The following is a 19610-nucleotide window of genomic DNA, read 5'->3' on the forward strand; positions in this document are numbered from 1 at the left end:
CCGCTACGATCAATTCGTGCGCGAACCACTTGAACGTGACTCCGAGATCGCGCACATTCGTGAAGCTCTCGACGCAGCCACCCGTGGTGAGGGTCGCGTCGTCGTCATCGAGGGCAGGGCAGGCATCGGCAAGACCAGGCTCGTGCACGAATGCCGTGAGCTGGCCAAAGAGCGTGGTTTCGGACGACTGCAGGCTGTCGGCGACGCCCTGGAGAGCGCCATGGCGTGGGGCGTCGTCCGGCAGATGGTCGAGCGGTCGGTGTCGCGGTACTCCGGCGAGATCCGCGAGAAGATCCTCGCCGGGCCGTCGGGGGCGGCGCTCAAGGCCCTCGACGACGCGGCGCACGACCCGAGCGAAGCCGAGCTGGCTCGCACGTTGCACTCGTTGTGGTGGGTCGCGGTGGACCTCTCCTCCACCCGCCCGCTGCTGATCACGGTGGACGACGCGCACTGGGCCGACCTGTCGTCGCTGCAGTTCCTCGTCTACCTGTCCCGCCGGATCGCCGACCTGCCGATCGCGCTGGTCGTCGCGACCCGTCCGCCCGCGGACAACTCCGGGCCACTCGCGGCGCTCAGCGTGGCGGCGGACCGGCTGCTGCCCCGCCCGCTCACCGAGGACGCCCTCGGTGAGCTGGTGGGCGGCCACCCCGAGGTGATCAAGGCGCTGCACGCGGCCAGCGGCGGCAACCCGTTCCTGTCCGGGGTGCTGGTCGACGAGCTCGCGGCCCTCGGACTGCCGCTGGACGACGCGGAGACGGCCGCGAAGATCGCCGGGCTCGGACCGAGCACCGTCTTCCGCGCCACGCTCGGCAGGTTGCCCTCGGGCGCCGTGGCGCTCGCGGGTGCGGTCGCGGTCCTCGGATCACACGCCGATCCGTGGCAGGCGGCGGCTCTCGCCGACGTCGACGACCTGCCCGCCGCGGTCGAGGCGCTCGTGGCGGCCAACGTGATCGTCACCGGGGAACACCTGGAGTTCGTGCATCCCGTTGTGCGCGAAGCGGTGTTGAACGGTCTCGGGCCGATCGCGCGCGCCTCGCTGCACGCGCGCGCCGCGAAGACGTTGTGGGAAGCCCACGCCTCGGCCGACCGAGTCGCGGCGCATCTCGTCCACGCTCCCAAAGGGACACTCCCGGACGCCGCCGACGTGCTGCGCAAGGCCGCGGCCACGTTGCTGTCCGCCGGTGACGCGCAGACCGCCGCCGCACACCTGGCACGGGCGGTGGACGAACGTCCGAACGACGCCGCGCTGAGAGCCGAGCTGGGCAGGGCGTTGCTGCGCACCGGCGACGCGGTGAACGCGCACAGGCACCTGAAAGCAGCCGCGGCCGGGCTTCCGGACGCCGAGCTCGTGGCGGCGGCAGCGTCCGCGACGGCCGCGATCGAGGGACCCGCGGCCGCGATCGAGGAGCTGACCGAGGCCATCGCCGCGCGCCCGGACGGCGAGTCGCGGCTGCACCTGGAGGCACGGCTGGCGGTGTTCCGCTCGTTCCTGCCGGATCAGCGGCAGGTCGCGTCGGCACACCTCAGCGCCTACTCGGACCTCGCGGGCGGCACGCCGGACGAACGCACGTTGCTCGGCCTCCTCGCCCAGATGGGCCGCTACGAGGTGTGGCCGCACGACGAGGTGGCGGCGATCGCGACCCGCGCGCTGGCCAACGGCGCGTACTTCGACGACGCGACCGGCAGCACGGACGCGATGGTGGCGTGGCTGGTGGCGTTGCTCGCGCTGATGGCCGCGGACGGTGTGGATGTCGCACGACGGGAGATCGAGCGCGCACGGCTGAAGGTGCGCGCGCACGGCTCGCCCGTCGAGTTCGCGATGGTCACCAACGCGTCGCAGTTCCTGAACTGGCGCTGCGGCAACATGCAGGCGGTCGAGGCGGAGGCTGAGGGCGCGCTGGCGGCCATCGCCCAGGAAGACCCGGTGTCGCAGGTGATCGGGCTCAGGGCCACCTCGACGCACTTCGCCGCCTACGCGGCGCTGGAACGCGGTGACGTCGACGCCGCTCAGGCGGTGGTGGACGCGTTCGACCTCGCTGACACCACCCCGATGATGCCGACGATCTGGCTGCACGAGGTGCGGGGCCTGATCGCGCTGGCTCGTGGCGACGCGGCCGGTGCCCTGGACGAGGCGTACCGGCAGCGCGACGCGATGGCCGCCGTACAGGTGGATCCGCCGACGATCCCGTGGCGCGGGGTGGCCGTGCGGGCGTTGCTGCAACTCGGCGAGCCCGCCGCGGAACTCGCCTCCGAACAGCTGGGTGTCGCGCGGAAGTGGGGCGCGGCCACCGAAGTCGGCGCGGCTCTGCGGTTGCTCGCGCACGCGACGAGCGAGTCACGGCTGGAGCTGCTGACCGAGTCGGTGTCCGTGCTGGAGGGCTCGCCGTCACGGCTGGAGCTCGCCCGGTCGCTCGTCGACCTCGGCGAGGCGCTCCGGGTGGCCCGACGGCGTTCGGACGCGCGGGAACAGCTGCACCGCGCGATCGACCTGGCTTCCGCGTGCGGTTCCGCCGTGCTGCGGACGCGGGCCGTCGAGGCGTTGGAGGCGCTCGGCGACCGGCCGCGCAGGCAGGTCGTGGTGGGTGCGGAGGCGCTGACGGCGTCCGAGCGGCGGGTGGCCGACCTGGCGGCGGCGGGCAGGGCGAACAGGGAGATCGCGCAGGAGCTGTTCGTGACGCCGAAGACCGTCGAGAACCACCTCGGCCGGATCTACACGAAGCTCGGAATCGCAGGTCGCAGGGATCTCGCCCGCGTTCTCGCCTGATGCGGAGCGCCGTGGGGGTGCCCCTGATACACCCAAGTTTCCCGTCTGGACGTTGAGGGTTCTCCCCTCATGCCTTTGGGGGTCCGCCCCGGCGAATCTTGTGTCACCACAGGGAAGCACAAGATCTCGGAGGGACACCGACATGATCCGCAACGCTCTGATCGCCGCCGCCGCGACCGCCACGATCGCCACCGCCTTCGCCCCGATGGCCTCGGCCGACATCATCGGCGCCCCGGCACCGTGCGTGACCGCCTCCGATCTCACCGGACCGGACTTCAACGTCCGCAAGTGCGGCGTGAGCGACGTGGACCAGTTCCGCACCGGCCTCGACGCGAACGGCAACGCGTACTGCGGGCCGGCGTCGCTGTACAACGTCCTGCACTACTGGTCGCACGTGAAAGGCGCGCCGATCGGCTGGGGACCGGTGAAGGTCAACTACCTCGACCCGATGAAGCAGGTCGACTACAGCACGGTCACCGGCTCGATCTCGCGGATCGGCACGGACGCCGGCTACAACGGCAGCACCAACCTGACGAACCTGCGCACCGCGTGGGACAAGGCCACCCAGCCCGCCCGCGACGCCGGCTGGCAGACCTCCCGCGGTGTCGTCAGCACGCTCGACCGCCCCGACTTCGCCGGCGACCTCGCCCGCAAGCTCAACGAGGGCCCGCTGCAGCTCGTGTACGGCCGCTACAAGAAGGGCCCGCTCAACGACACGTTGCAGCGCAGCGGTGGCCACATCGTCACCGTCGTGTCCGCCACCGGCTCGTTCGGCGGCAACACCATCCAGCTGAAGCTCGCCGACCCCGGCCGCGCCGGCGACCACGGCGACGACGGCTACCTGGACACCCAGTCCACCTACGAGGCGCTCGACGTCACCCTGACCAAGCGCCACTTCCTGCAGTACTCGCCCGCCACGGACGACAAGGACACCGCGGAGGACGAGTCGCTGGAGCCGGGCACCTACACGTGGGTGGACCGCTGGGAGCTCACCGGCCCCCGCTACGTCAGCGACACCACCCGGCAGATGGTCGAGGGCTTCAACTGGTTCGACATGGCGAAGTGAGTACCGGTCTGCGGCCGCGCTCTTCAGGGAGTGCGGCCCTTCGCCATAGCCTGACGACCATGGCCAGCCGCGATCGCGAGCAGACCCGCCGCCGGTTGCTGGACGCCGCGTTCGTGGAGTTCGCGGCCTACGGAATCGCCGGCGCGCGGATGGAACGCATCGCCCGCATCGCCGGGTGTTCCGCCGGCCTCGCCTACACGTACTTCGCCGGCAAGGAAGAGCTGTTCGACGCCGTGCAGTCCGAGGTGGTGGACGCGGCCTTCGTGGAGTTCGACGCCGCGGACCTGCCGGGGTACGCGGCCCGGTTGTACGACCGGCAGCACGAGCACCCGGAGTTCGCCAGGCTCGCGACCTGGCACCGGCTGGAGCGGCCGGGGCGGATCAGCCGGTCCGCCGAGATCGAGGCGATCCGCCAGGCACAGGCAGCCGGGCTCGTGTCCACGCGGTTCTCGGCCGAGCAGGTGTTGGTGCTGGTGCTCGCCATCGCGTCGATGTGGTCGAACGCGCCGGTGGACAGTTCGGACCACGTGGTGCGGCGGCGGACCGTGGAGGAGGCGGTGCGGCGGCTGGTCGAGCCGTAGGTCAGTCGGTGTCGGTGATGCAGAGGACCGTCAGTTCGGCGTTCGCCAAGTCGGTCAGCACCAGGGTGTGGTCCCAGGCGATGTCGTAGAACCACGGAGTCCACGCCACCGTGCTGATGTCCACTCGGAAGTCCGCGAACCGGTTCTGCGTCAACGCCTCGACGGCGGCCACGGCAAGCGCCTTCGCCTCGGCTGCCGGGCCCTTGTACCTCTCGTACGCGCCGCCGGTGACGATCAGCCCCGCCAGAACGCCGTCCAGGCACAGCGACCCCGCCCACTGGGGCTCGAACCCGAGAGCGTCGGTGAGCGGAGCCGGGATCCGCAGCTCACTCAGTCCGTCCCTGACCACCTGGTCGTCGAAGAAGCTTCGCAGGTGGCCGGAGTCCACCCTCACCACGGTGCCGGGGTGCTCGACCGCGCGCCAGCGGCCGATCAGGTACCCGCCGTTGACGTGAGTGGCCGCGAGCTGCTCGAGATACCGGTCCAGAGCGGGAGCTGAGACTTCCACCCTGGCCCAGGTGATGGTCGTGTCGTCGCGGCGCGGCATGGCGGGAGTCTGACAGCCGGAGCATCCCCGTGCATGTGGTTAACCTGGGTCTATGCGTGTTCTCGTGGTTGCCGCGCCGTTGCTCGGTCACGTCTTCCCGTTGATGCCGCTCGCCCTCGCCCTGCGCGACAACGGACACGACGTCGTGGTCGCGACCGGCGGCGAGGCGCTGCGGGTGAGCGACTCCGGCCTGCCCGTCGAGGACGTGGTTCCCGCGAACGTCCGCTTCGGACCGATCGCGTTGCGGATCATGGTCATGCACCCGCTGGTCGCCAAGAGGGAGATGGAAGGCAGCGGCAGGCTGGACTTCGTCTCCCGGATGTTCGGCACGGTCGGGGACGCCATGACCGAGCCGCTGCGGGCGCTTGCCGCGCGGTGGAAGCCGGACGTCGTGGTGCACGAGCCGCTGGCCGTCGCCGGATCCGCGCTCGGCGTGCCCTCGATCGTGCACGACGTGTCGGTGTTCGACGGGCTCGAGCTGACCAGGGCGGTGGGCGCGCGGATGAAGGCCGAAGTGCGTTCTCCCGCAACGGTTCTGCGCACGTCGCCGCGGAGTCTCGGAGAGTTCCCAGGAGGGCAGCCGATGCGGTTCGTCGCGTACAGCGGCGACGGCGAGGTGCCGCGGTGGCTCGCCGAACCGGCGGGCAAACCGCGCATCCTGGTCAGCCGCAGCACCGCGCCCGGTCCCGGCGCGGGCAGGATGATGGCGGCCGTCGTGAAGGCCGCCGAGCACGTCGACGCCGAGTTCGTGCTGGTGCGGCCGGAGCGGGCGGAAGGCTTGCCGGACAACGTGAAGACGGTCGGGTGGGTGCCGATCCCGCGGGTGCTGCCGTTCTGCGACGGCATCGTGCACCACGGCGGCGCTGGCACGTTGCTCGGTGCCCTCGCGGCCGGGGTGCCGCAGCTCGTCGAGCCGGGCCCCGGTGACCGGGCCACGCACGCGAAGGCCGTCATGAGGCGCGGGGCCGGGCTCGCTGCCACGCCGAAGGCCGTCACGCCGGAGTTGCTGACGCGGCTGATCGAGGACTCCGGGCTGCAACGGGCCGCGGCCGAGGTGCGCGACGAGATCGCGGCGATGCCCGCACCTTCGGACATCGCCAGGCAATGGGAGGACCTGACCCCACCGAAATAGCTAGTGTGGGGTAGGTGCGCATTCTCTTTTCGAGCTTGGGCTCACACGGACACATGTACCCCTTGCTCCCGCTCGCGATCGCCGCCCGCGAACAGGGACACGACATCAGCTACGCCGTCGACCAGGGATTTCACGACCTGGTGCGGAAACTGGGTTTCACCGTGATCGACGCCGGCATCAGCATCGGAGAGGCCTTCCAGCAGGTCAGCCGACCGCAGGGCACACCGGAGTTCGACCGCGACTCGCTGCTGGAGGTCGCCGGCCACGCCTTCGGCTCGGTGCTGCCGCGCAGGTTCGTCGAGGACCTGCGACCGGTGGTGGAGCGGGACAAACCCGACCTGGTCGTCTTCGAGATCCTCAACCCCGGCGCGGGCATCGTCGCCCTGGAGGCCGGAATTCCAGCCGTGTGCCACGGACTCGGCAAGATCGACGGCACGCTGGTCCCCGATGTCATGCGCGACCGGCTCCTCGAGTTCGTCGCCGAGCTCGGCATCACCTTGCCCGGCGGGCAGCACTACGGGCTCGGGGCGCCCTACATCGACATCTTCCCGCCGTCTTTGCAGGATCTCGCGTTCCTGTCGGGCGTGCGGCGGATTCCGCTGCGGCCGATCCCGTTCGCCGAACCCGGCGAACTGCCCGGCTGGGTGATCGAGCACGGCAGGCCGCTGGTGTACGTGACCTTCGGCACCGCCTTCGCGAACGAGGACCTGCTGCGCACCGCCGTCGCCGGACTGTCCGATGTGGACGCCGAGGTGCTGGTCGCCACCGGGCCGCTGGTCGAGCCGTCCGCGCTGCCTGACCTGCCGGGCAACGTGCACGTGCTGCCGTGGGTGCCGCAGGCGGATCTGCTCGCGCACGCGGATCTCGTCGTGCACCACGGCGGTGCCGGCACGACGGCGGCCGCGATGTCGCACGGCGTGCCGCAGGTGGTGGTGCCGCAGGGCGCCGACCAGTTCCGCAACGCCGAGATCGTCGCGAACGCCGGGCTCGGCGCGCAGCTCGTCGGGGAGCAGTTCACGCGGGAAGCCCTGCACGAGACGGCGCGCGAACTCCTGCGCAACACCGCCGTGCGGGACACCGCCGCCGGCATCGCGGCGGAGATCGCCGCGATGCCGCACCCGGACGAGGTCGTGCCGCGGCTCGTCGAACTCGCGAGCTGAACCGGGGAAACCGGTGCCTACTCGCTGGGCACCGGTTTCAGCACGGACAACGCCTCGTTCACCGAGTCGTGCAGTGACAGGACGTCGGCGACTCCCGTCACCTGCAACGGTCTTTTGACCGTGCGATGCGGTGCAACGACGTGGAAGTCCTTGCAGTGCTCGTCCGCGAGCTCGTGGGCCGTGATCAACGTGGAGATGCCGGTCGAACCGAAGAAGCTGACCTCTGTGAGATCGGCGACGACCGCTGGGGGGCCGGACTCGAAGCCGAGTCGCAACGCGTCCAGCACGACGTCCGCCGTGTCCACGTCGATTTCACCTTCAACGCTGACGACCACCGCTCCGGTGACGTCTGCGGCACGCACGGTGAGCAGCGGCGATTCCCTGAACAGATCTTCGTTCACCAGCACTCCCCGGTGGCCGAAGCACATAGATACCGGTCCGAGCACTCTGCTGAACCCGGTTGAGACTCCGACGTTACGGCTGTTGCTTCCACACCACAACCTATTGCTGTGTGCAACCTACTGCACACCCAGGCTGCGCACCGCGGCGACCAGTTCGGTGTTCCGCACTCCTTTGGCCAGGTAGGCGGCGACGCCCGCGCGGCGCATTTCGTCCACCGCACCCGCGTCGTCGTATGCGGAGAACGCCAGAATCCGCGTGCCGGGCACGCGCTGCAGGATCTCGGTCGCCGCGTGCGAGCCACCGCCGTGCGGCATCCGGATGTCCAGCACTACCACCGCGGGCGAGTGCCGTTCGGCCAGCTCGACGGCCTCGCGGGCGTCCGCCGCGACCGCAACGACCTCCATGTCCGGCTCGTCGTCGAGCACGTCGCGCAGAACGTCCCTGATCAGGGGATCGTCGTCGGCGATCAGGATCCTGACCATCACGGCCGCACGTCCGGGAGCCAGAACTCGACCGCGGTGCCGCCGCCGTCCCGCGCGGTGACCGTGCACCAGCCACCCGCTCCCTCCGCGCGTTCCCGCATCTCGATCAGCCCGTAGTGGCCGGCGTTGGGGTCGAGATCGGGGATCCCGACCCCGTCGTCCACCACCCTGACCAGGAATCCTCGGTCCACTGTGGACATGGTGACGACGACCGACGAGGCCTTGGCGTGCTTGCGGACGTTGGTGAGCGCCTCCTGGCAGATCCGGAAGATCGTGATGGCGGCGGCGTCGTCCGGCTCGCGTTCGAGCTCGCTGCGCACCTCTCCGACCATGGCGGTGTCGGCGAGGTAGCCGGCCAGCGAGTCCCGCAGCCCCTGCCGGTCGATGCCGGGCGGCCGGACGCGGAAGACCAGGTTGCGCAGCCTGCTGATCGCGGACCGCACCGCACCGTCGAGCTGCTCGACGGTCTCGCGGTACTCGGCGGGGAGCTTGCGGGCGAGGTGCTGCAGCCGCATGTCGACCGCGACCATGGCCTGGATGGTGTCGTCGTGGATGTCCCACGCGATGCGCTGCCGTTCCTGCTCCTGCGCCTCCACGAGGTGTGCGAGCAGCCTGCGCCGGTCGGTGAGCTGCTGCTCGGCGCGCCGCCGTTCGGTCATGTCGCGGGTGACCTTGCCGAACCCGCGCAGTTCGCCGGTGTCGTCGTAGAGCGCGGTGATGATCACGTTCGCCCAGAACCGGGTGCCGTCCTTGCGCACCCGCCAGCCCTCGTCCTCCAGCGCGCCCTCTGCCTTCGCGACCCGCAGCTCCCACTCCGGTTTGCCGGCCTGGACGTCCTCCGGCGGGTAGAACGTCGAGAAGTGCCGCCCGATGATCTCCTCGGCGGTGTAGCCCTTGATGCGCTCGGCGCCCGCGTTCCAGCTCACGACGTGCCCGCCGGGGTCGAGCATGAAGATCCCGTAGTCGCGCACGCCCAGCACGAGCAGGCGGAAGAGGTCGCTCTCGCGCCAGTCGTCGGGGTGCACGGCCTCATCATGGGGCTCAGGCCGTCAGCTCACACCAGACGACTCTCTCACCAGCGCGTACGGTCACGCCCCAGCTCCTGGCGAGCGTGGCGACGAGCTCCATGCCCCAGCCGCGCAGCCGCGGCAGCGCGGTGTCGATGATCTCGACCAGCAGCCGGTCCCTGCCACCGACGATGCGAACGAACGGACGGCCGCTGCCGTGGCAGACGGCGTCCGTCGCGAGTTCGTTGACCACGAGCACCACGTCGTCGAGGCAGCCGAGGTAGCCGCAGACGGCCGAGGCGCGGCGGGCGAAGTCGCGGGCGAGTGCCACGCCACCGCGCCGGTCGAGTTCCGGCAGCGAGAACACGGCTTCGGTGAGTGAACTCGTGGCCACACCAGCACACTGCCTCAACCGCGGTGGCAGGTGCAGACGCAAGCCCACCAGGCCGTCTGGTGCATCTGCATCAGTCGAGCAGGCCCTCGCGGCGGGCGATGGACACCGCCTCGAGCTTCGACCGGGCGCCGAGCTTGTCGAGCACGCGCTGCACGTGGTTGCGCGCGGTGTTGCGGGCGACGCCGAGCCTGCTCGAGATCTGGTCGGTGCCCGCGCCGTCGGCGAGCAGCAGCAACGTCTCCTGCTCGCGTGCGGTGAGGGTGGCTCCGGCGAGCCCGACCCTGCCGGTCAGCCGGTCCAGCACGCCGGAGAGCAGCTTCGCGTCGAACACCACTTCGCCGTCCGCGACCCTGCGGACCGCCTCGACCAGCTCGTCCAGCCGCGCCGACTTGAGGATCAGCCCGGCGCCACCGGACTCGGCGACGCGGGCGGCGACCGACGCGGTGGCCTCCCCGGTCAGCACCAGCACCCTGGCGCCCGCCCTGACGAGCTCTGGGATGAGCGCGGTGCCGTCGCCGTCGGGCAGCCTGCGGTCGAGGAGGACGATGTCGGGCCTGCTGCGGCGGGTCTCCGCGAGCGCGGCCGCGACCGTGGTCGCTCGGGCGACCACCTCGATCCCGGCGCGTTCCAGCGCCAGCCCGATCGCCTCGGCGACCATGTCGTGGTCCTCCACGAGAACCACTCTGGTCATATCGGTCAGCCTACGGCGTATCGGAAGTTCCGCGCGCTGCCGACCACGAACGGCCGTACTTCGTCGAACACCGCCGCGTGCTGCTCCTCGGCGCCGAGCTGGGGCGAGATCAGCTTGAGGAGGTGGGTGGCGTTCGTCGTGAAGGCGCCGCCGAGCGGGTGCAGGCCGAGGAAGATCGGTACTTCCGCGTTGGCAGCCTTTTCGCGAACGCGGTGCAGCGCGTCGAGCGGCAGGTCGTTCAGCAGAACGTTGTCGCCCTGGTAGGTGTGCGGCGGCAGCGGCTTGCCGGCGGCCTCCGCGAACGGCTTCAGGCCGAACTCCTCGACCAGCGTCGGTGCCACGCGGAGGTGGTCGACGTCGAACGGCCTGGTGCTCGCGTACGTCAGCCGGACGACGTCGCGCCCCCTGAGCGGTTCGGGGAACACCGGGATGTCGGGGAAGGCGATGGTGGCGAGCGCCGGCGTGACGTGGTCCGGCAGGTCCCACCGGTGGAAGGCCTCGAAGACCGCCTTGGCGTGGGTCGCGTCGAAGTACATCTCGCCCGCGTGGACCTGGTCGATCGGCAGGAGCTCGAACTCCAGCGCGGTGACGACGTCGCCGACCTTCTCGGTGCTGCGGACGCGGTCGCTCGCGAAGCCGAACTCACGGCCCAGCACGCTGTAACCGCCGCCGAGGGTGTAGCCGACGACGCCGACGTCGCTCGCGTCACCGCTGAGCGGAGCGAGGCCGTGCGGTGCCGCCTTCTCGACGACCTGCTGCCAGATCGCGCCCGCTTCCACCCGAGCGGTCCTGGTCGCCACGTCGATCTCGACGGAGTTCATCCGCCTGGTGGAGATGAGGACGCCGGTGGTCGTCGTGGTCAGGCCGTGGCCGGTGGTCTGGACGGCGTACTCCAGGCCGTAGGTCTCCGCGTACCGGACGGCCTCCTCGACGTCGCGGGCGTTCTCCACGGCGAAGATGACCTGGGGTTCGTGGCGGAGACCGGTCTGGAAGCCGCTGCGTTCGTCGTCGTAACCGGTGTCGCCGGGGTGGAAGATCTGCATGTCTTCAGCATGGTTGGGCTGCGGTTATATGTCCAAGATCTAGTTGTGCTCAGTCCTATAATCGTTGGTTATGGAGCTTCGGCAGCTGGAGTACTTCGTCGCGGTCGCGGAGGAGGCCTCGTTCACGCGGGCAGCGGAACGGGTGCACGTCGCGCAGCCGGGGGTGAGCGCGCAGATCCGGCGGCTGGAACGCGAGCTCGGGCACGACCTGCTCGACCGGTCCGGCCGCACGGTCACGCTGACCGACGTCGGAGCGGCGGTGCTGCCGCTGGCGCGGGCGGCCCTGTCGTCGGTGGAGTCGGCCCGGCGGACCGTCGAGGAGATGGCCGGACTGGTGCGCGGTGTCGTGCGCGTCGGGATGGTCGTGTCGTGCGGGATCATGGACCTGCCGGAGCTGTTGTCCGAGTTCCACTCCCGGCACCCCGACGTGGAGATCACGTTGGTGGAGGCCAACTCCGACGCGCTGATCTCGTCCCTTGTGGACGGTCGGCTGGACTTCGCCCTGGTCGGGTACGCCGATTCGACGCCGGAAGGGCTGTCGGTGCGGGTGCTGGCTGACGAGCCGCTCGTGGCCGCGGTCTCCGCGGCGGATCCGTGGTACGGCAGGGAATCCGTCACCCTCGACGAGTTGTTGACGCGCGGGCTGATCTGCCTGCCGCCGGGGACGGGGTTGCGCGGGGCGTTGGACGCGGCCTGCGGTGGACGGCAGCCGCGGATCGCGTTCGAGGCCTCCGCACCGCCGATGGTGATCACGCTGGCCCAGCGCGGGCTCGGTCCGGCAATCCTGGCGGAATCCATGGCGGAGGGGCTGCACGCGGTGCGCATCACCGATCCGTCGCCGTGGAGCAGGCTCGGGTTCGCGTGGCGTTCCTCCGGCCCGCACAGCCCGGCCGCGCGGGCGTTGATCCGGCTCGCGGAAAACCACGTGACAACAGATCTCTAGGCCTGTCACGATCACCGCATGTTCCTGACGGCTGAGCACGCCACGTTCGCAGGTGTTCCTGCGGGCGCGCTCGCCGTTGCCTCGGCACAGCTGGCCGGCGCCCGAATCTGACCCTTCTCCAGTCCTCTCCTCCTCAGGACCGCTGGAGGAGGGTCGTAGCGGTCCACGGTTCTGAGATCTGCCAGCTACGAGGACGAAGGAAATGAAGCAGGAGTTCGTGCGCGCCAAGCCGCACCTCAACATCGGCACCATGGGTCACGTCGACCACGGCAAGACCACGCTGACGGCCGCCATCACCAAGGTTCTGTCCGAAATGGACCCGTCGGGCACCACCTTCACCGCGTTCGACCGCATCGACCGCGCGCCGGAGGAGCTCGCCCGCGGCATCACGATCAACATCGCGCACGTCGAGTACGAGACGCCCACGCGTCACTACGCGCACGTCGACATGCCCGGCCACGCCGACTACGTGAAGAACATGATCACGGGTGCGGCGCAGCTGGACGGCGCGATCCTCGTGGTGTCCGCCGAGGACGGCACGATGCCGCAGACGCGCGAGCACGTGGTGCTGGCGCGCCGGGTGGGCGTTCCGCACGTGGTGGTGGCGCTGAACAAGGCCGACGCGGTGAGCGACCCCGAGCTGCTCGACCTGGTGGAGCTGGAGATCCGCGACCTGCTGTCGAGGTACGGCTTCGACGGCGACGCCACACCGGTGGTCCGCGTGTCCGGCCTGCGTGCGCTCCAGGGCGACCCGGAGTGGACGCGGTCGGTCGTGCGGCTGCTGGAGGCCGTGGACGAGCACGTGCCGGTGCCTCAACGCGACCTGACCGGACCGTTCCTGATGCCGATCGAGAACGTCATGACGATCACCGGTCGCGGCACGGTCGTGACCGGTGCGGTGGAGCGCGGTGTGCTCGGCCTCGGTGACGCGGTCGAGGTGATCGGTCTCGGTGATGCCGTGTCGAGTGTCGCCACGGGCATCGAGACGTTCGGCAAGCCGATGCGGCAGGCCCAGGCGGGAGACAACGCCGCTGTGCTGCTGCGCGGTGTTCGCCGTGGCGAGGTCCGGCGCGGCCAGGTGCTGGCCCTGCCGGGCAGCGTGGCGCCGCACACGAGGTTCCGCGCGTCGGTGTACCTGCTGTCGCACGCGGAGGGCGGCCGGCACACCGGCATCGCCTCGAACTACCGGCCGCAGTTCCACTTCCGCACCGGCGACGTTGTCGGGGTGGTGGAGCTCGCCGACGTGGCGCTGGCGATGCCGGGTGACACCGTCGAGGTCGTGGTGGAGCTGGGCAAGGCGGTGGCGATGGACACCGGGCTCGGCTTCGCGATTCGCGAGGGCGGCAAGACCGTGGGCGCAGGCACGGTCGGCGAGATCCTCGCCTAGGGCGGTGGCGACGACCCGAGAAGGTGGTCGCGCTGCCTGGCGGGAAGCGCGGTGGGACGAGTTGTCCCGCCGCGCTTTCTCAGCCTGACTCGTCGCTCACGGAGTGCGCGGCACCCACCGGCTTCGACTCCGGCGATCCGCGCTGCCGCAGGTAGACGCTGAGAATCGCCATCGACGCGATCGCGAGGAACTCCGACTGCCAGTTCTGCAGCGACCGGTTCCAGAAGTCGGAGCTGAAGAAGTACGCGCCCAATCCCATCTTCTCGGCGAGCGGATCGGAGTTGTTGGCGTACCAGCCCGCGACCCACTGCATCGACCACGAGAACAGGAACAGCACCAGCATCGCGAGGCCGAGCGACTTCGAGAACACCGCGGTGCGCCAGCCTCCGGCGCGCGCCCACTTCGGCGACGACTCACTCACGTACTGGCCGACCTGCTGCTCCTTGTCGCTCTCGTAGCCGACCTTGCCCTCCGGTTTGGACTCGGGCGAGCCCTTCTGGATGAGCCAGACGGTGGCGGTGACGTACAGGAAGAACTGCAGGTACTCGGACTGCCAGTTCTCGGTGACGTCGACCAGGAAGTCGGCGGAGAACAGGTACGACCCCAGGGTCAGCAACGGCTGGCCCAACGCGGCCTGACGCTCGTTGTAGTCGGCGTGGCCCGCGAACAGCTGGCCGACCAGCGCCGCGAGGAACAAACCGGCGAAAACGAGCGTCAGGCTGTGCTCGCGCAGGAATCTCCTCATAGGAGCGGATGCCCTGCGCCACTGGCGTTAAACATCGATCAACGGCACGACTTCCTTGGCCCAGAACTCGAAGAACTCCTGCTGGTTGGACCCGATCTGCTGCACGTACAGCTCGTCGAACCCGGCGTCGGCGAACTCCTTCACCTTCGCCGCGTACTTCTCCGGGTCCGGGCCGCAGGGAATCGACTTCTGAATCATGTCAGGGGTGACGAGCTCGGAGGCCTGTTCGAAGTGCTTCGGCGTCGGCAGCACCTGGGCGAGCTCGCCGGGCAGGCCGTCGTTGGGCCACAGGCGGTGTGCGGTCTTCACACCGTCCTCTTCGGACTCGGCGTAGCAGACCTTCAACCCGCTCTGCGCCGGACCGCGGCCCCCTTCCGAACGGTACTGCTGCACGAGGTCGCCGGACGGGCCGACGCAGATGTAGCCGTCGCCGCACCTGGCCGCGAGCTTGACCGCCTTGGGGCCGAACGCCGAGACGTAGATCGGCACCGGACGCTCCGGCAGCGTGTACACGCGGGCGTTCTCGACCGTGTAGTGCTTGCCGTGGTGGGTGACCTCGTCGCCCTGGTGCAGTGCGCGGATGAGGCCGATCGCCTCCTCCAGCATCTCCAGCCGCACGTCCGCCGACGGCCAGTGCGTGCCGAGAACGTGCTCGTTCAGCGCCTCGCCGCTGCCGACGCCCAGCACGAACCGGCCCTCGCACTGCACGGCGGCCGTGGCCGCGGCCTGGGCGATCACGGCCGGGTGAATGCGGAGGGTCGGGCACGTCACGGCGGTCGTGATCGGCAGGGTCACGGTCTCGGACAACGCGCCGATCGTGCCCCACACGAACGGAGACTGGCCCTGCTCGTCGTTCCACGGGTGGTAGTGGTCGGAGATCCACAGCGCTTCGAAGCCGTGCTCGCCGGCCATCTTCGCGTGCCGGACGAGCTCGCGCGGGCCGTGTTCTTCTGAGGAAAGGAAATAGCCGAGCTTCACGGCAACAACTCCTGGATCTTGGTCTGCAGGCCGCGGCGCAGCACCTCCCACGCGTCGGGATCGCCGCGCAGCACCGCCTCTGTCATGTCCTTGATCTGGTCGAACGTCGCGTGCGGCGGGATCGGCGGCACGTTCGGGTCGCAGCGCACGTCGAGCACCGTCGTGCCCTCGTAGGCGAGCGCCGTGTCCCAGGCAGGGCCGAGCTGGTCCGGCGAGTCGACCTCGATGCCCTGCAGTCCGATCGAACGCGCGTAGTTCGCGTACGACACGTCGGGCAGCGTTTGCGACTCCTCGAACTTCGGTGCGCCGCCCATCGCCCGCAGTTCCCACGTGACCTGGTTCAGGTCGTTGTTGTGGAACACGCACACGACGCACCGGATGCCGTAACGCTTGAGCGTCAACAGTTCCGCCATGCCGTTCATCTGCATCGCGCCGTCGCCGACCAATGCGATCAACGGGCGTGACGGCTGGGCGTACGCGGCACCCAACGCGTACGGCACAGCGCAGCCCATCGTCGCCAACGTGCCGGACAACGACGACCGCACGTTGCCGTGAATGCGCAGCAACCGTGCGTACCAGTTCGTCGCGGAACCCGAGTCCGCGGTGACGATCGCGTTGGCGGGCAGGCGTTTCGACAGCTCCGAGACGATCAGCATCGGGTTGACCGGGTCGGCGGGCACCTGGGCCTGCCGTTCCACGACCTCCCACCAGCGCTCGACGTTCGCCTCGATCGTGTGCCGCCACGAGCGGTCGGTCTTGCGCTCCAGCAACGGGATCAGCGACCGCAGCGTCTCCCGCGCGTCGCCGACGAGGTTGACCTCGGTCGGGTAGCGCATGCCGATCGCGCGTCCGTCGACGTCGATCTGCACGCCGCGGGCGGCACCGTACTTCGGCAGGAACTGCGAGTACGGGAAGTTCGAGCCGATGATCAGCAACCGGTCGCAGTCGCGCATCAGCTCGTACGACGGCCTGGTGCCGAGCAACCCGATCGACCCGGTCACGTACGGCAGGTCGTCGGGCAGGACGTCCTTGCCCAGCAACGCCTTCGCGACACCCGCGCCGAGCGTCTCGGCGACCTCGCGCACCTCCGCCGCCGCCCCGCGAGCACCCTGACCGATCAGGATCGCGACCTTCTCGCCCGTGTTCAGCACGTCGGCCGCGCGCCGCACCTCGTCGTTGGCGGGCACGACGCAGGACGAGGAACGCGACGGCGGGCTCGACGGGATGTACTTGAACTCGTGCTTGGGCGGCTCGTACTCCTGCTCCTGCACGTCGTTGGGGATGATCACGACAGCGGGCGCGCGGTCGGCCGCCGCCGTGCGCATCGCCCGGTCCAGCGCGTTCGGCAGCTGCTCCGGCACCGTCACGTCGACGAGGTACGAGGCCACGTCGCGGAACAGCGAGTGCAGGTCGACTTCCTGCTGGTAGCTGCCGCCCTGCGCGGTGCGGGCGGTCTGGCCGACGATCGCGACGACCGGGACGTGGTCGAGCTTCGCGTCGTACAGGCCGTTGAGCAGGTGGATCGCGCCGGGCCCCGACGTCGCCAGGCACACACCGACGTCGTCGCTGAACTTCGCGTAGCCGACCGCGGCGAACGCGGCCATCTCCTCGTGGCGGGTCTGGATGAACGTGGGGTCGTTGTCCGCCTTGCCGAACGCCGCCACGATCCCGTTGATGCCGTCGCCGGGATACGCGAACACCTGCTTGACACCCCAGTCGCGCAGACGTTGGACGATGAAGTCGCCGACGGTCATGCGTTCGCACCTTCCATCACGTAGACCGTGTACGCGGACCGGATGATCGGCTGCGCGACGTTGCGCACCCGCACCCCGCCGGGGGTCATCCCCTGTTCGGTGCCGAAGTGCGCGTGGCCGTGGATGGCGAGATGCGTGCCGGTGGCGTCGATCGCCTCGCCGAGCAGGTAGGAGCCGAGGAACGGGTAGATCTCCGGCGGCTCTCCGCGCAACGTGTCCGGCACCGGCGCGTAGTGGGTCAGCGCCACCTTGATGTCGGTGTCCAACTCGGACAGTGCCTGCTCCAGGGTTTCCGCGATGTCGCAGGTGTGCTGGATGAACGCCTTCATCTCGCGTTCGCCGAACGCGCTCCCGCACTTTCCCGCGAAGCCGCCGCCGAAGCCCTTCACACCCGCGACGCCGAGCGTGCAGCCGTTGATCCGAGCCTCGAACGTCGTGCCTTCCAGCACGTGAATACCCTTGTCCTGCAACGTCTTGGTGACTTCGAGCGGCTTGTCGTCCTGATGGTCGTGGTTGCCGAGCACGGCCACCACGGGCACCGGCAGGTCCGCGAACTCGTCGGCGACCACCTGCGCCTCGGCGACGGTGCCGTGCCGGGTCAGGTCGCCGGCCAGCAGCAGGACGTCCGCGTGCTCGCCGACCTTCTCGAGCGCCGGCCGGAGCCTGCCGCGCATGTCCTCGCCGAGGTGGACGTCGCCGACAGCGGCGATCCGGATCATCGCAGGTCCTCCTCTCCCTCCGGTTCGCCCGCCGGTGTCACGCGCACGTCGTTGAAGATCTTGAGTTCCGGCGCCGCCTCGTGCAGCACCTCCTCGAGGGCCGTCCGCCGCTCCGCACACGCCACGTCACCGGAGAGCATCACGTGATCACCTCGCACGGTGACCCGCACGCCGAGCTCGGCCGTCCTGGGGTCCTCCGCCACCGCCCTACGCAGGTTTGCCGCGAGGTACTGCTCGGATTCCATTGCCCCTCCCGATGATCTCCAGGCGTTCGATGAGCACCAGGAACGCCTCCGCGTACGGCGAGTGCTTGGTCTCCTCGCGCACCTGGTCCCAGTCGATCTGCTCTCTGAGGGCGCGGGCGAACGGCAGCAGCTCGCTGAAGTCGCAGCGGTGCCCGTCCAGCACGAGCAGCTTGCTGCTCAGCACGAACGTCGCCGGCATCACCGGCAGCACGACCGACCCGACGGGGAGTTCCTCGGCCATGGCCAGGATCTCGTCGGTGACCGGGCGTTCGTTGGGCCGGAACAGCAGGTCCACCAGCGAGTCGCCGTCGTAGACCTTGAGCAGCCAGTCCTCCGGTGGCTCCGCGGCCCGCATCCCGCGCTGCACGAGAACGCGGACCGCCTCGGTCGCGTCCTGCTCCCGCACCAGGAGATCCACGTCGTGTTCGCTCGCCGGGCCACCTCGCGCGTAGCCCGCGCATCCACCCGTGAGGGCGAACGGTATCTGCGCACTGCGCAAGGCGTTCGCGACTTTGGTCAGCGTCCGCAGCAGCTCGTCCTGCACGTCGCTCATGCACTGCCGGTTACCCGGCTGGCCAGCGCGCGAACCTCAGAGGCTGTGCCCTGACCCGCGGGTGCGGCGGAGCGGCTGCTACGGTTGTCGCACCCGTTCGGCGATTACCGAGTCGGAGGGGTCTACCGCCGGGCTGGTGGGATGTCAGGTCTGTGGAGCTCGTGTAAGACCGTGGGCGGTACACCGTCCCTGTGCTGGTAATCCAGGCGGCAGCGGGCCGTGAAGCAGAAAACTCGACCCGCGAGGGAAGAATCTCCCTGCTTCAGCTGGGAGAGAGGTCAACCCGCTGTTCACGATCAGCTGGTCTGACGGCAGGCCGCACAGCCGGGCGCGTCCTCGTCGGTGGTGACGCGCCCGCACTCGGGGCAGATCAGTTCGAGAAGGCAGGCCGGTTCAGCCGCAGGGACACGATCGAGGTCCACAGCCAGCCGATCGTCGCCACGACGTAGAGCAGCACGGTTCCCGACGGGTTGCCCAGGAACGCCATCGGCACCATCAGGAGCACGCCCGTCAGGCCGCTCATCACCGCCAGCCATCCCCCGAGCCTACGCGCGAACACGAAGCACGCTCCGACCCAGCCGATCATGGCGAAGACGAACGCCACCGCGTGCAACGCGCCGTGCCACGAGATCGATTCGGGCACCGCGTCCGGCGTTCCGACGGGGAAGCCGAGAGCCGGATCGGCCGTGAACACGCCGCCGAGGATCATCCCGACGCCCATCAGGCCGATGAGCCGCGCACCCCACTTCGTGTGCCGCGCCATGCCCGTGGCGGCGACGACGAACAACGCGCCGCTCACGATGAAGTTCGCGATCTGGATCCAGCCGAGCGAGCCCAGGCTGAGCATGCTGAACGGGTGCCGGGACAGGTCGAAGCCCTCGCGGGTGAGGGCCTGGGCGTAGCCGACGACGAGGTACAGCGGACCGGCGACGACGCCGCACGCGATGCGGGACATGACTTCCTCCAGTGGTTCGATTGGCGAGAACGGAACCACCGACAACTTTTTTTGTCAAGACT

21 protein-coding genes are annotated in these 19610 nt (G+C 69.7%); 7 read left to right on the plus strand and 14 right to left on the minus strand.

The genetic code is table 11. The annotated features are described in order from the left end of the window. The first annotated feature begins 16 nt into the window (after positions 1-16). The 3 genes from IEZ09_RS24855 to IEZ09_RS24865 all read left to right on the plus strand — a co-directional run bounded on the left by IEZ09_RS24855 (position 17) and on the right by IEZ09_RS24865 (position 4411). Positions 17-2764: a helix-turn-helix transcriptional regulator gene (locus IEZ09_RS24855; RefSeq protein WP_189256157.1), complete on the plus strand. Its 2748-nt coding sequence runs from the start codon at positions 17-19 to the stop codon at positions 2762-2764. A gap of 142 nt (positions 2765-2906) precedes the next feature. After that, positions 2907-3830: a hypothetical protein gene (locus IEZ09_RS24860; RefSeq protein WP_189256158.1), complete on the plus strand. Its 924-nt coding sequence runs from the start codon at positions 2907-2909 to the stop codon at positions 3828-3830. 59 nt (positions 3831-3889) lie between these two features. Further along, entirely contained in the window at positions 3890-4411 is a 522-nt protein-coding gene (locus tag IEZ09_RS24865; protein ID WP_189256159.1) for a TetR/AcrR family transcriptional regulator, read from the plus strand. A gap of 1 nt (position 4412) precedes the next feature. Here IEZ09_RS24865 and IEZ09_RS24870 read toward each other — a convergent pair whose 3' ends face one another. Further along, entirely contained in the window at positions 4413-4958 is a 546-nt protein-coding gene (locus tag IEZ09_RS24870; RefSeq protein WP_189256160.1) for a hypothetical protein, read from the minus strand. A gap of 52 nt (positions 4959-5010) precedes the next feature. Between IEZ09_RS24870 and IEZ09_RS24875 the strand changes: the two genes are divergently transcribed. Both IEZ09_RS24875 and IEZ09_RS24880 read left to right on the plus strand, forming a co-directional pair. After that, on the plus strand, positions 5011-6090 hold the full coding sequence (locus IEZ09_RS24875) for a glycosyltransferase (protein ID WP_189256161.1): 1080 nt from the start codon (positions 5011-5013) through the stop codon (positions 6088-6090). A 53-nt stretch (positions 6091-6143) separates the two neighbouring features. After that, positions 6144-7250 carry a glycosyltransferase gene (locus IEZ09_RS24880; RefSeq protein ID WP_229812923.1) on the plus strand — a complete coding sequence of 369 codons (1107 nt, stop codon included), beginning with the start codon at positions 6144-6146 and terminating at the stop codon, positions 7248-7250. 17 nt (positions 7251-7267) lie between these two features. On the opposite strand, the gene IEZ09_RS24885 is transcribed toward IEZ09_RS24880, so the two are convergent. From IEZ09_RS24885 to IEZ09_RS24910, 6 genes are all read right to left on the minus strand, one after another. Continuing rightward, positions 7268-7651, minus strand: coding sequence for an STAS domain-containing protein (locus IEZ09_RS24885; protein ID WP_189256163.1), 384 nt, complete (start codon positions 7649-7651; stop codon positions 7268-7270). Positions 7652-7768: 117 nt separating this feature from the next. After that, positions 7769-8134 (minus strand): response regulator, encoded by a 366-nt coding sequence (locus IEZ09_RS24890; protein WP_189256213.1) that lies wholly within the window; start codon positions 8132-8134, stop codon positions 7769-7771. Next, positions 8134-9159 carry a PAS domain-containing sensor histidine kinase gene (locus IEZ09_RS24895; protein WP_229812924.1) on the minus strand — a complete coding sequence of 342 codons (1026 nt, stop codon included), beginning with the start codon at positions 9157-9159 and terminating at the stop codon, positions 8134-8136. The genes IEZ09_RS24890 and IEZ09_RS24895 overlap by 1 nt, the downstream gene beginning before the upstream one ends. Positions 9160-9175: 16 nt before the next feature. Further along, positions 9176-9535 (minus strand): ATP-binding protein, encoded by a 360-nt coding sequence (locus IEZ09_RS24900; RefSeq protein WP_189256164.1) that lies wholly within the window; start codon positions 9533-9535, stop codon positions 9176-9178. A 70-nt stretch (positions 9536-9605) separates the two neighbouring features. Then, a complete protein-coding gene (locus IEZ09_RS24905; protein WP_189256165.1) occupies positions 9606-10226 on the minus strand; it encodes a response regulator transcription factor in 621 nt (206 codons plus the stop codon). Positions 10227-10231: 5 nt separating this feature from the next. Next, a complete protein-coding gene (locus IEZ09_RS24910) occupies positions 10232-11269 on the minus strand; it encodes an FAD-binding oxidoreductase (RefSeq protein ID WP_189256166.1) in 1038 nt (345 codons plus the stop codon). Between the two features lie 70 nt (positions 11270-11339). Between IEZ09_RS24910 and IEZ09_RS24915 the strand changes: the two genes are divergently transcribed. Then, entirely contained in the window at positions 11340-12212 is an 873-nt protein-coding gene (locus IEZ09_RS24915) for a LysR family transcriptional regulator (protein WP_189256167.1), read from the plus strand. Between the two features lie 202 nt (positions 12213-12414). Further along, a complete protein-coding gene (gene tuf, locus IEZ09_RS24920) occupies positions 12415-13599 on the plus strand; it encodes an elongation factor Tu (protein WP_189256168.1) in 1185 nt (394 codons plus the stop codon). Between the two features lie 79 nt (positions 13600-13678). On the opposite strand, the gene IEZ09_RS24925 is transcribed toward tuf, so the two are convergent. From IEZ09_RS24925 to IEZ09_RS24955, 7 genes are all read right to left on the minus strand, one after another. After that, complete coding sequence (locus IEZ09_RS24925; protein WP_189256169.1) at positions 13679-14344, minus strand: DUF6766 family protein; 666 nt, start codon at positions 14342-14344, stop codon at positions 13679-13681. 27 nt (positions 14345-14371) lie between these two features. Continuing rightward, a complete protein-coding gene (locus tag IEZ09_RS24930; protein WP_189256170.1) occupies positions 14372-15322 on the minus strand; it encodes a TIGR03557 family F420-dependent LLM class oxidoreductase in 951 nt (316 codons plus the stop codon). Beyond that, positions 15319-17076 carry a thiamine pyrophosphate-requiring protein gene (locus IEZ09_RS24935; RefSeq protein ID WP_189256171.1) on the minus strand — a complete coding sequence of 586 codons (1758 nt, stop codon included), beginning with the start codon at positions 17074-17076 and terminating at the stop codon, positions 15319-15321. The genes IEZ09_RS24930 and IEZ09_RS24935 overlap by 4 nt, the downstream gene beginning before the upstream one ends. Continuing rightward, positions 17073-17795 carry a metallophosphoesterase family protein gene (locus tag IEZ09_RS24940; protein ID WP_189256172.1) on the minus strand — a complete coding sequence of 241 codons (723 nt, stop codon included), beginning with the start codon at positions 17793-17795 and terminating at the stop codon, positions 17073-17075. Before IEZ09_RS24940 ends, IEZ09_RS24935 begins: the two co-directional genes overlap by 4 nt. After that, positions 17792-18040, minus strand: coding sequence for a BON domain-containing protein (locus tag IEZ09_RS24945; RefSeq protein ID WP_189256173.1), 249 nt, complete (start codon positions 18038-18040; stop codon positions 17792-17794). Before IEZ09_RS24945 ends, IEZ09_RS24940 begins: the two co-directional genes overlap by 4 nt. After that, positions 18003-18593: a nucleotidyltransferase family protein gene (locus tag IEZ09_RS24950; protein ID WP_189256174.1), complete on the minus strand. Its 591-nt coding sequence runs from the start codon at positions 18591-18593 to the stop codon at positions 18003-18005. Before IEZ09_RS24950 ends, IEZ09_RS24945 begins: the two co-directional genes overlap by 38 nt. Positions 18594-18963: 370 nt before the next feature. Further along, entirely contained in the window at positions 18964-19548 is a 585-nt protein-coding gene (locus IEZ09_RS24955) for a DUF998 domain-containing protein (RefSeq protein ID WP_189256175.1), read from the minus strand. Positions 19549-19610: the final 62 nt, after the last annotated feature.

The sequence above is a fragment of the Lentzea flava genome (assembly GCF_014648475.1).
Classification (GTDB): Bacteria; Actinomycetota; Actinomycetes; order Mycobacteriales; family Pseudonocardiaceae; genus Lentzea; species Lentzea flava.

Coding starts and splice junctions, on each gene's coding strand:
- IEZ09_RS24860 (WP_189256158.1), top strand. CDS start 2,907: ATGATCCGCAACGCTCTGATCGCCGCCGCCGCGACCGCCACGATCGCC.
- IEZ09_RS24865 (WP_189256159.1), top strand. CDS start 3,890: ATGGCCAGCCGCGATCGCGAGCAGACCCGCCGCCGGTTGCTGGACGCC.
- IEZ09_RS24870 (WP_189256160.1), bottom strand. CDS start 4,958: ATGCCGCGCCGCGACGACACGACCATCACCTGGGCCAGGGTGGAAGTC.
- IEZ09_RS24875 (WP_189256161.1), top strand. CDS start 5,011: ATGCGTGTTCTCGTGGTTGCCGCGCCGTTGCTCGGTCACGTCTTCCCG.
- IEZ09_RS24880 (WP_229812923.1), top strand. CDS start 6,144: ATGTACCCCTTGCTCCCGCTCGCGATCGCCGCCCGCGAACAGGGACAC.
- IEZ09_RS24890 (WP_189256213.1), bottom strand. CDS start 8,134: ATGGTCAGGATCCTGATCGCCGACGACGATCCCCTGATCAGGGACGTT.
- IEZ09_RS24905 (WP_189256165.1), bottom strand. CDS start 10,226: ATGACCAGAGTGGTTCTCGTGGAGGACCACGACATGGTCGCCGAGGCG.
- IEZ09_RS24910 (WP_189256166.1), bottom strand. CDS start 11,269: ATGCAGATCTTCCACCCCGGCGACACCGGTTACGACGACGAACGCAGC.
- IEZ09_RS24915 (WP_189256167.1), top strand. CDS start 11,340: ATGGAGCTTCGGCAGCTGGAGTACTTCGTCGCGGTCGCGGAGGAGGCC.
- tuf (WP_189256168.1), top strand. CDS start 12,415: ATGAAGCAGGAGTTCGTGCGCGCCAAGCCGCACCTCAACATCGGCACC.
- IEZ09_RS24925 (WP_189256169.1), bottom strand. CDS start 14,344: ATGAGGAGATTCCTGCGCGAGCACAGCCTGACGCTCGTTTTCGCCGGT.
- IEZ09_RS24935 (WP_189256171.1), bottom strand. CDS start 17,076: ATGACCGTCGGCGACTTCATCGTCCAACGTCTGCGCGACTGGGGTGTC.
- IEZ09_RS24940 (WP_189256172.1), bottom strand. CDS start 17,795: ATGATCCGGATCGCCGCTGTCGGCGACGTCCACCTCGGCGAGGACATG.
- IEZ09_RS24945 (WP_189256173.1), bottom strand. CDS start 18,040: ATGGAATCCGAGCAGTACCTCGCGGCAAACCTGCGTAGGGCGGTGGCG.
- IEZ09_RS24950 (WP_189256174.1), bottom strand. CDS start 18,593: ATGAGCGACGTGCAGGACGAGCTGCTGCGGACGCTGACCAAAGTCGCG.
- IEZ09_RS24955 (WP_189256175.1), bottom strand. CDS start 19,548: ATGTCCCGCATCGCGTGCGGCGTCGTCGCCGGTCCGCTGTACCTCGTC.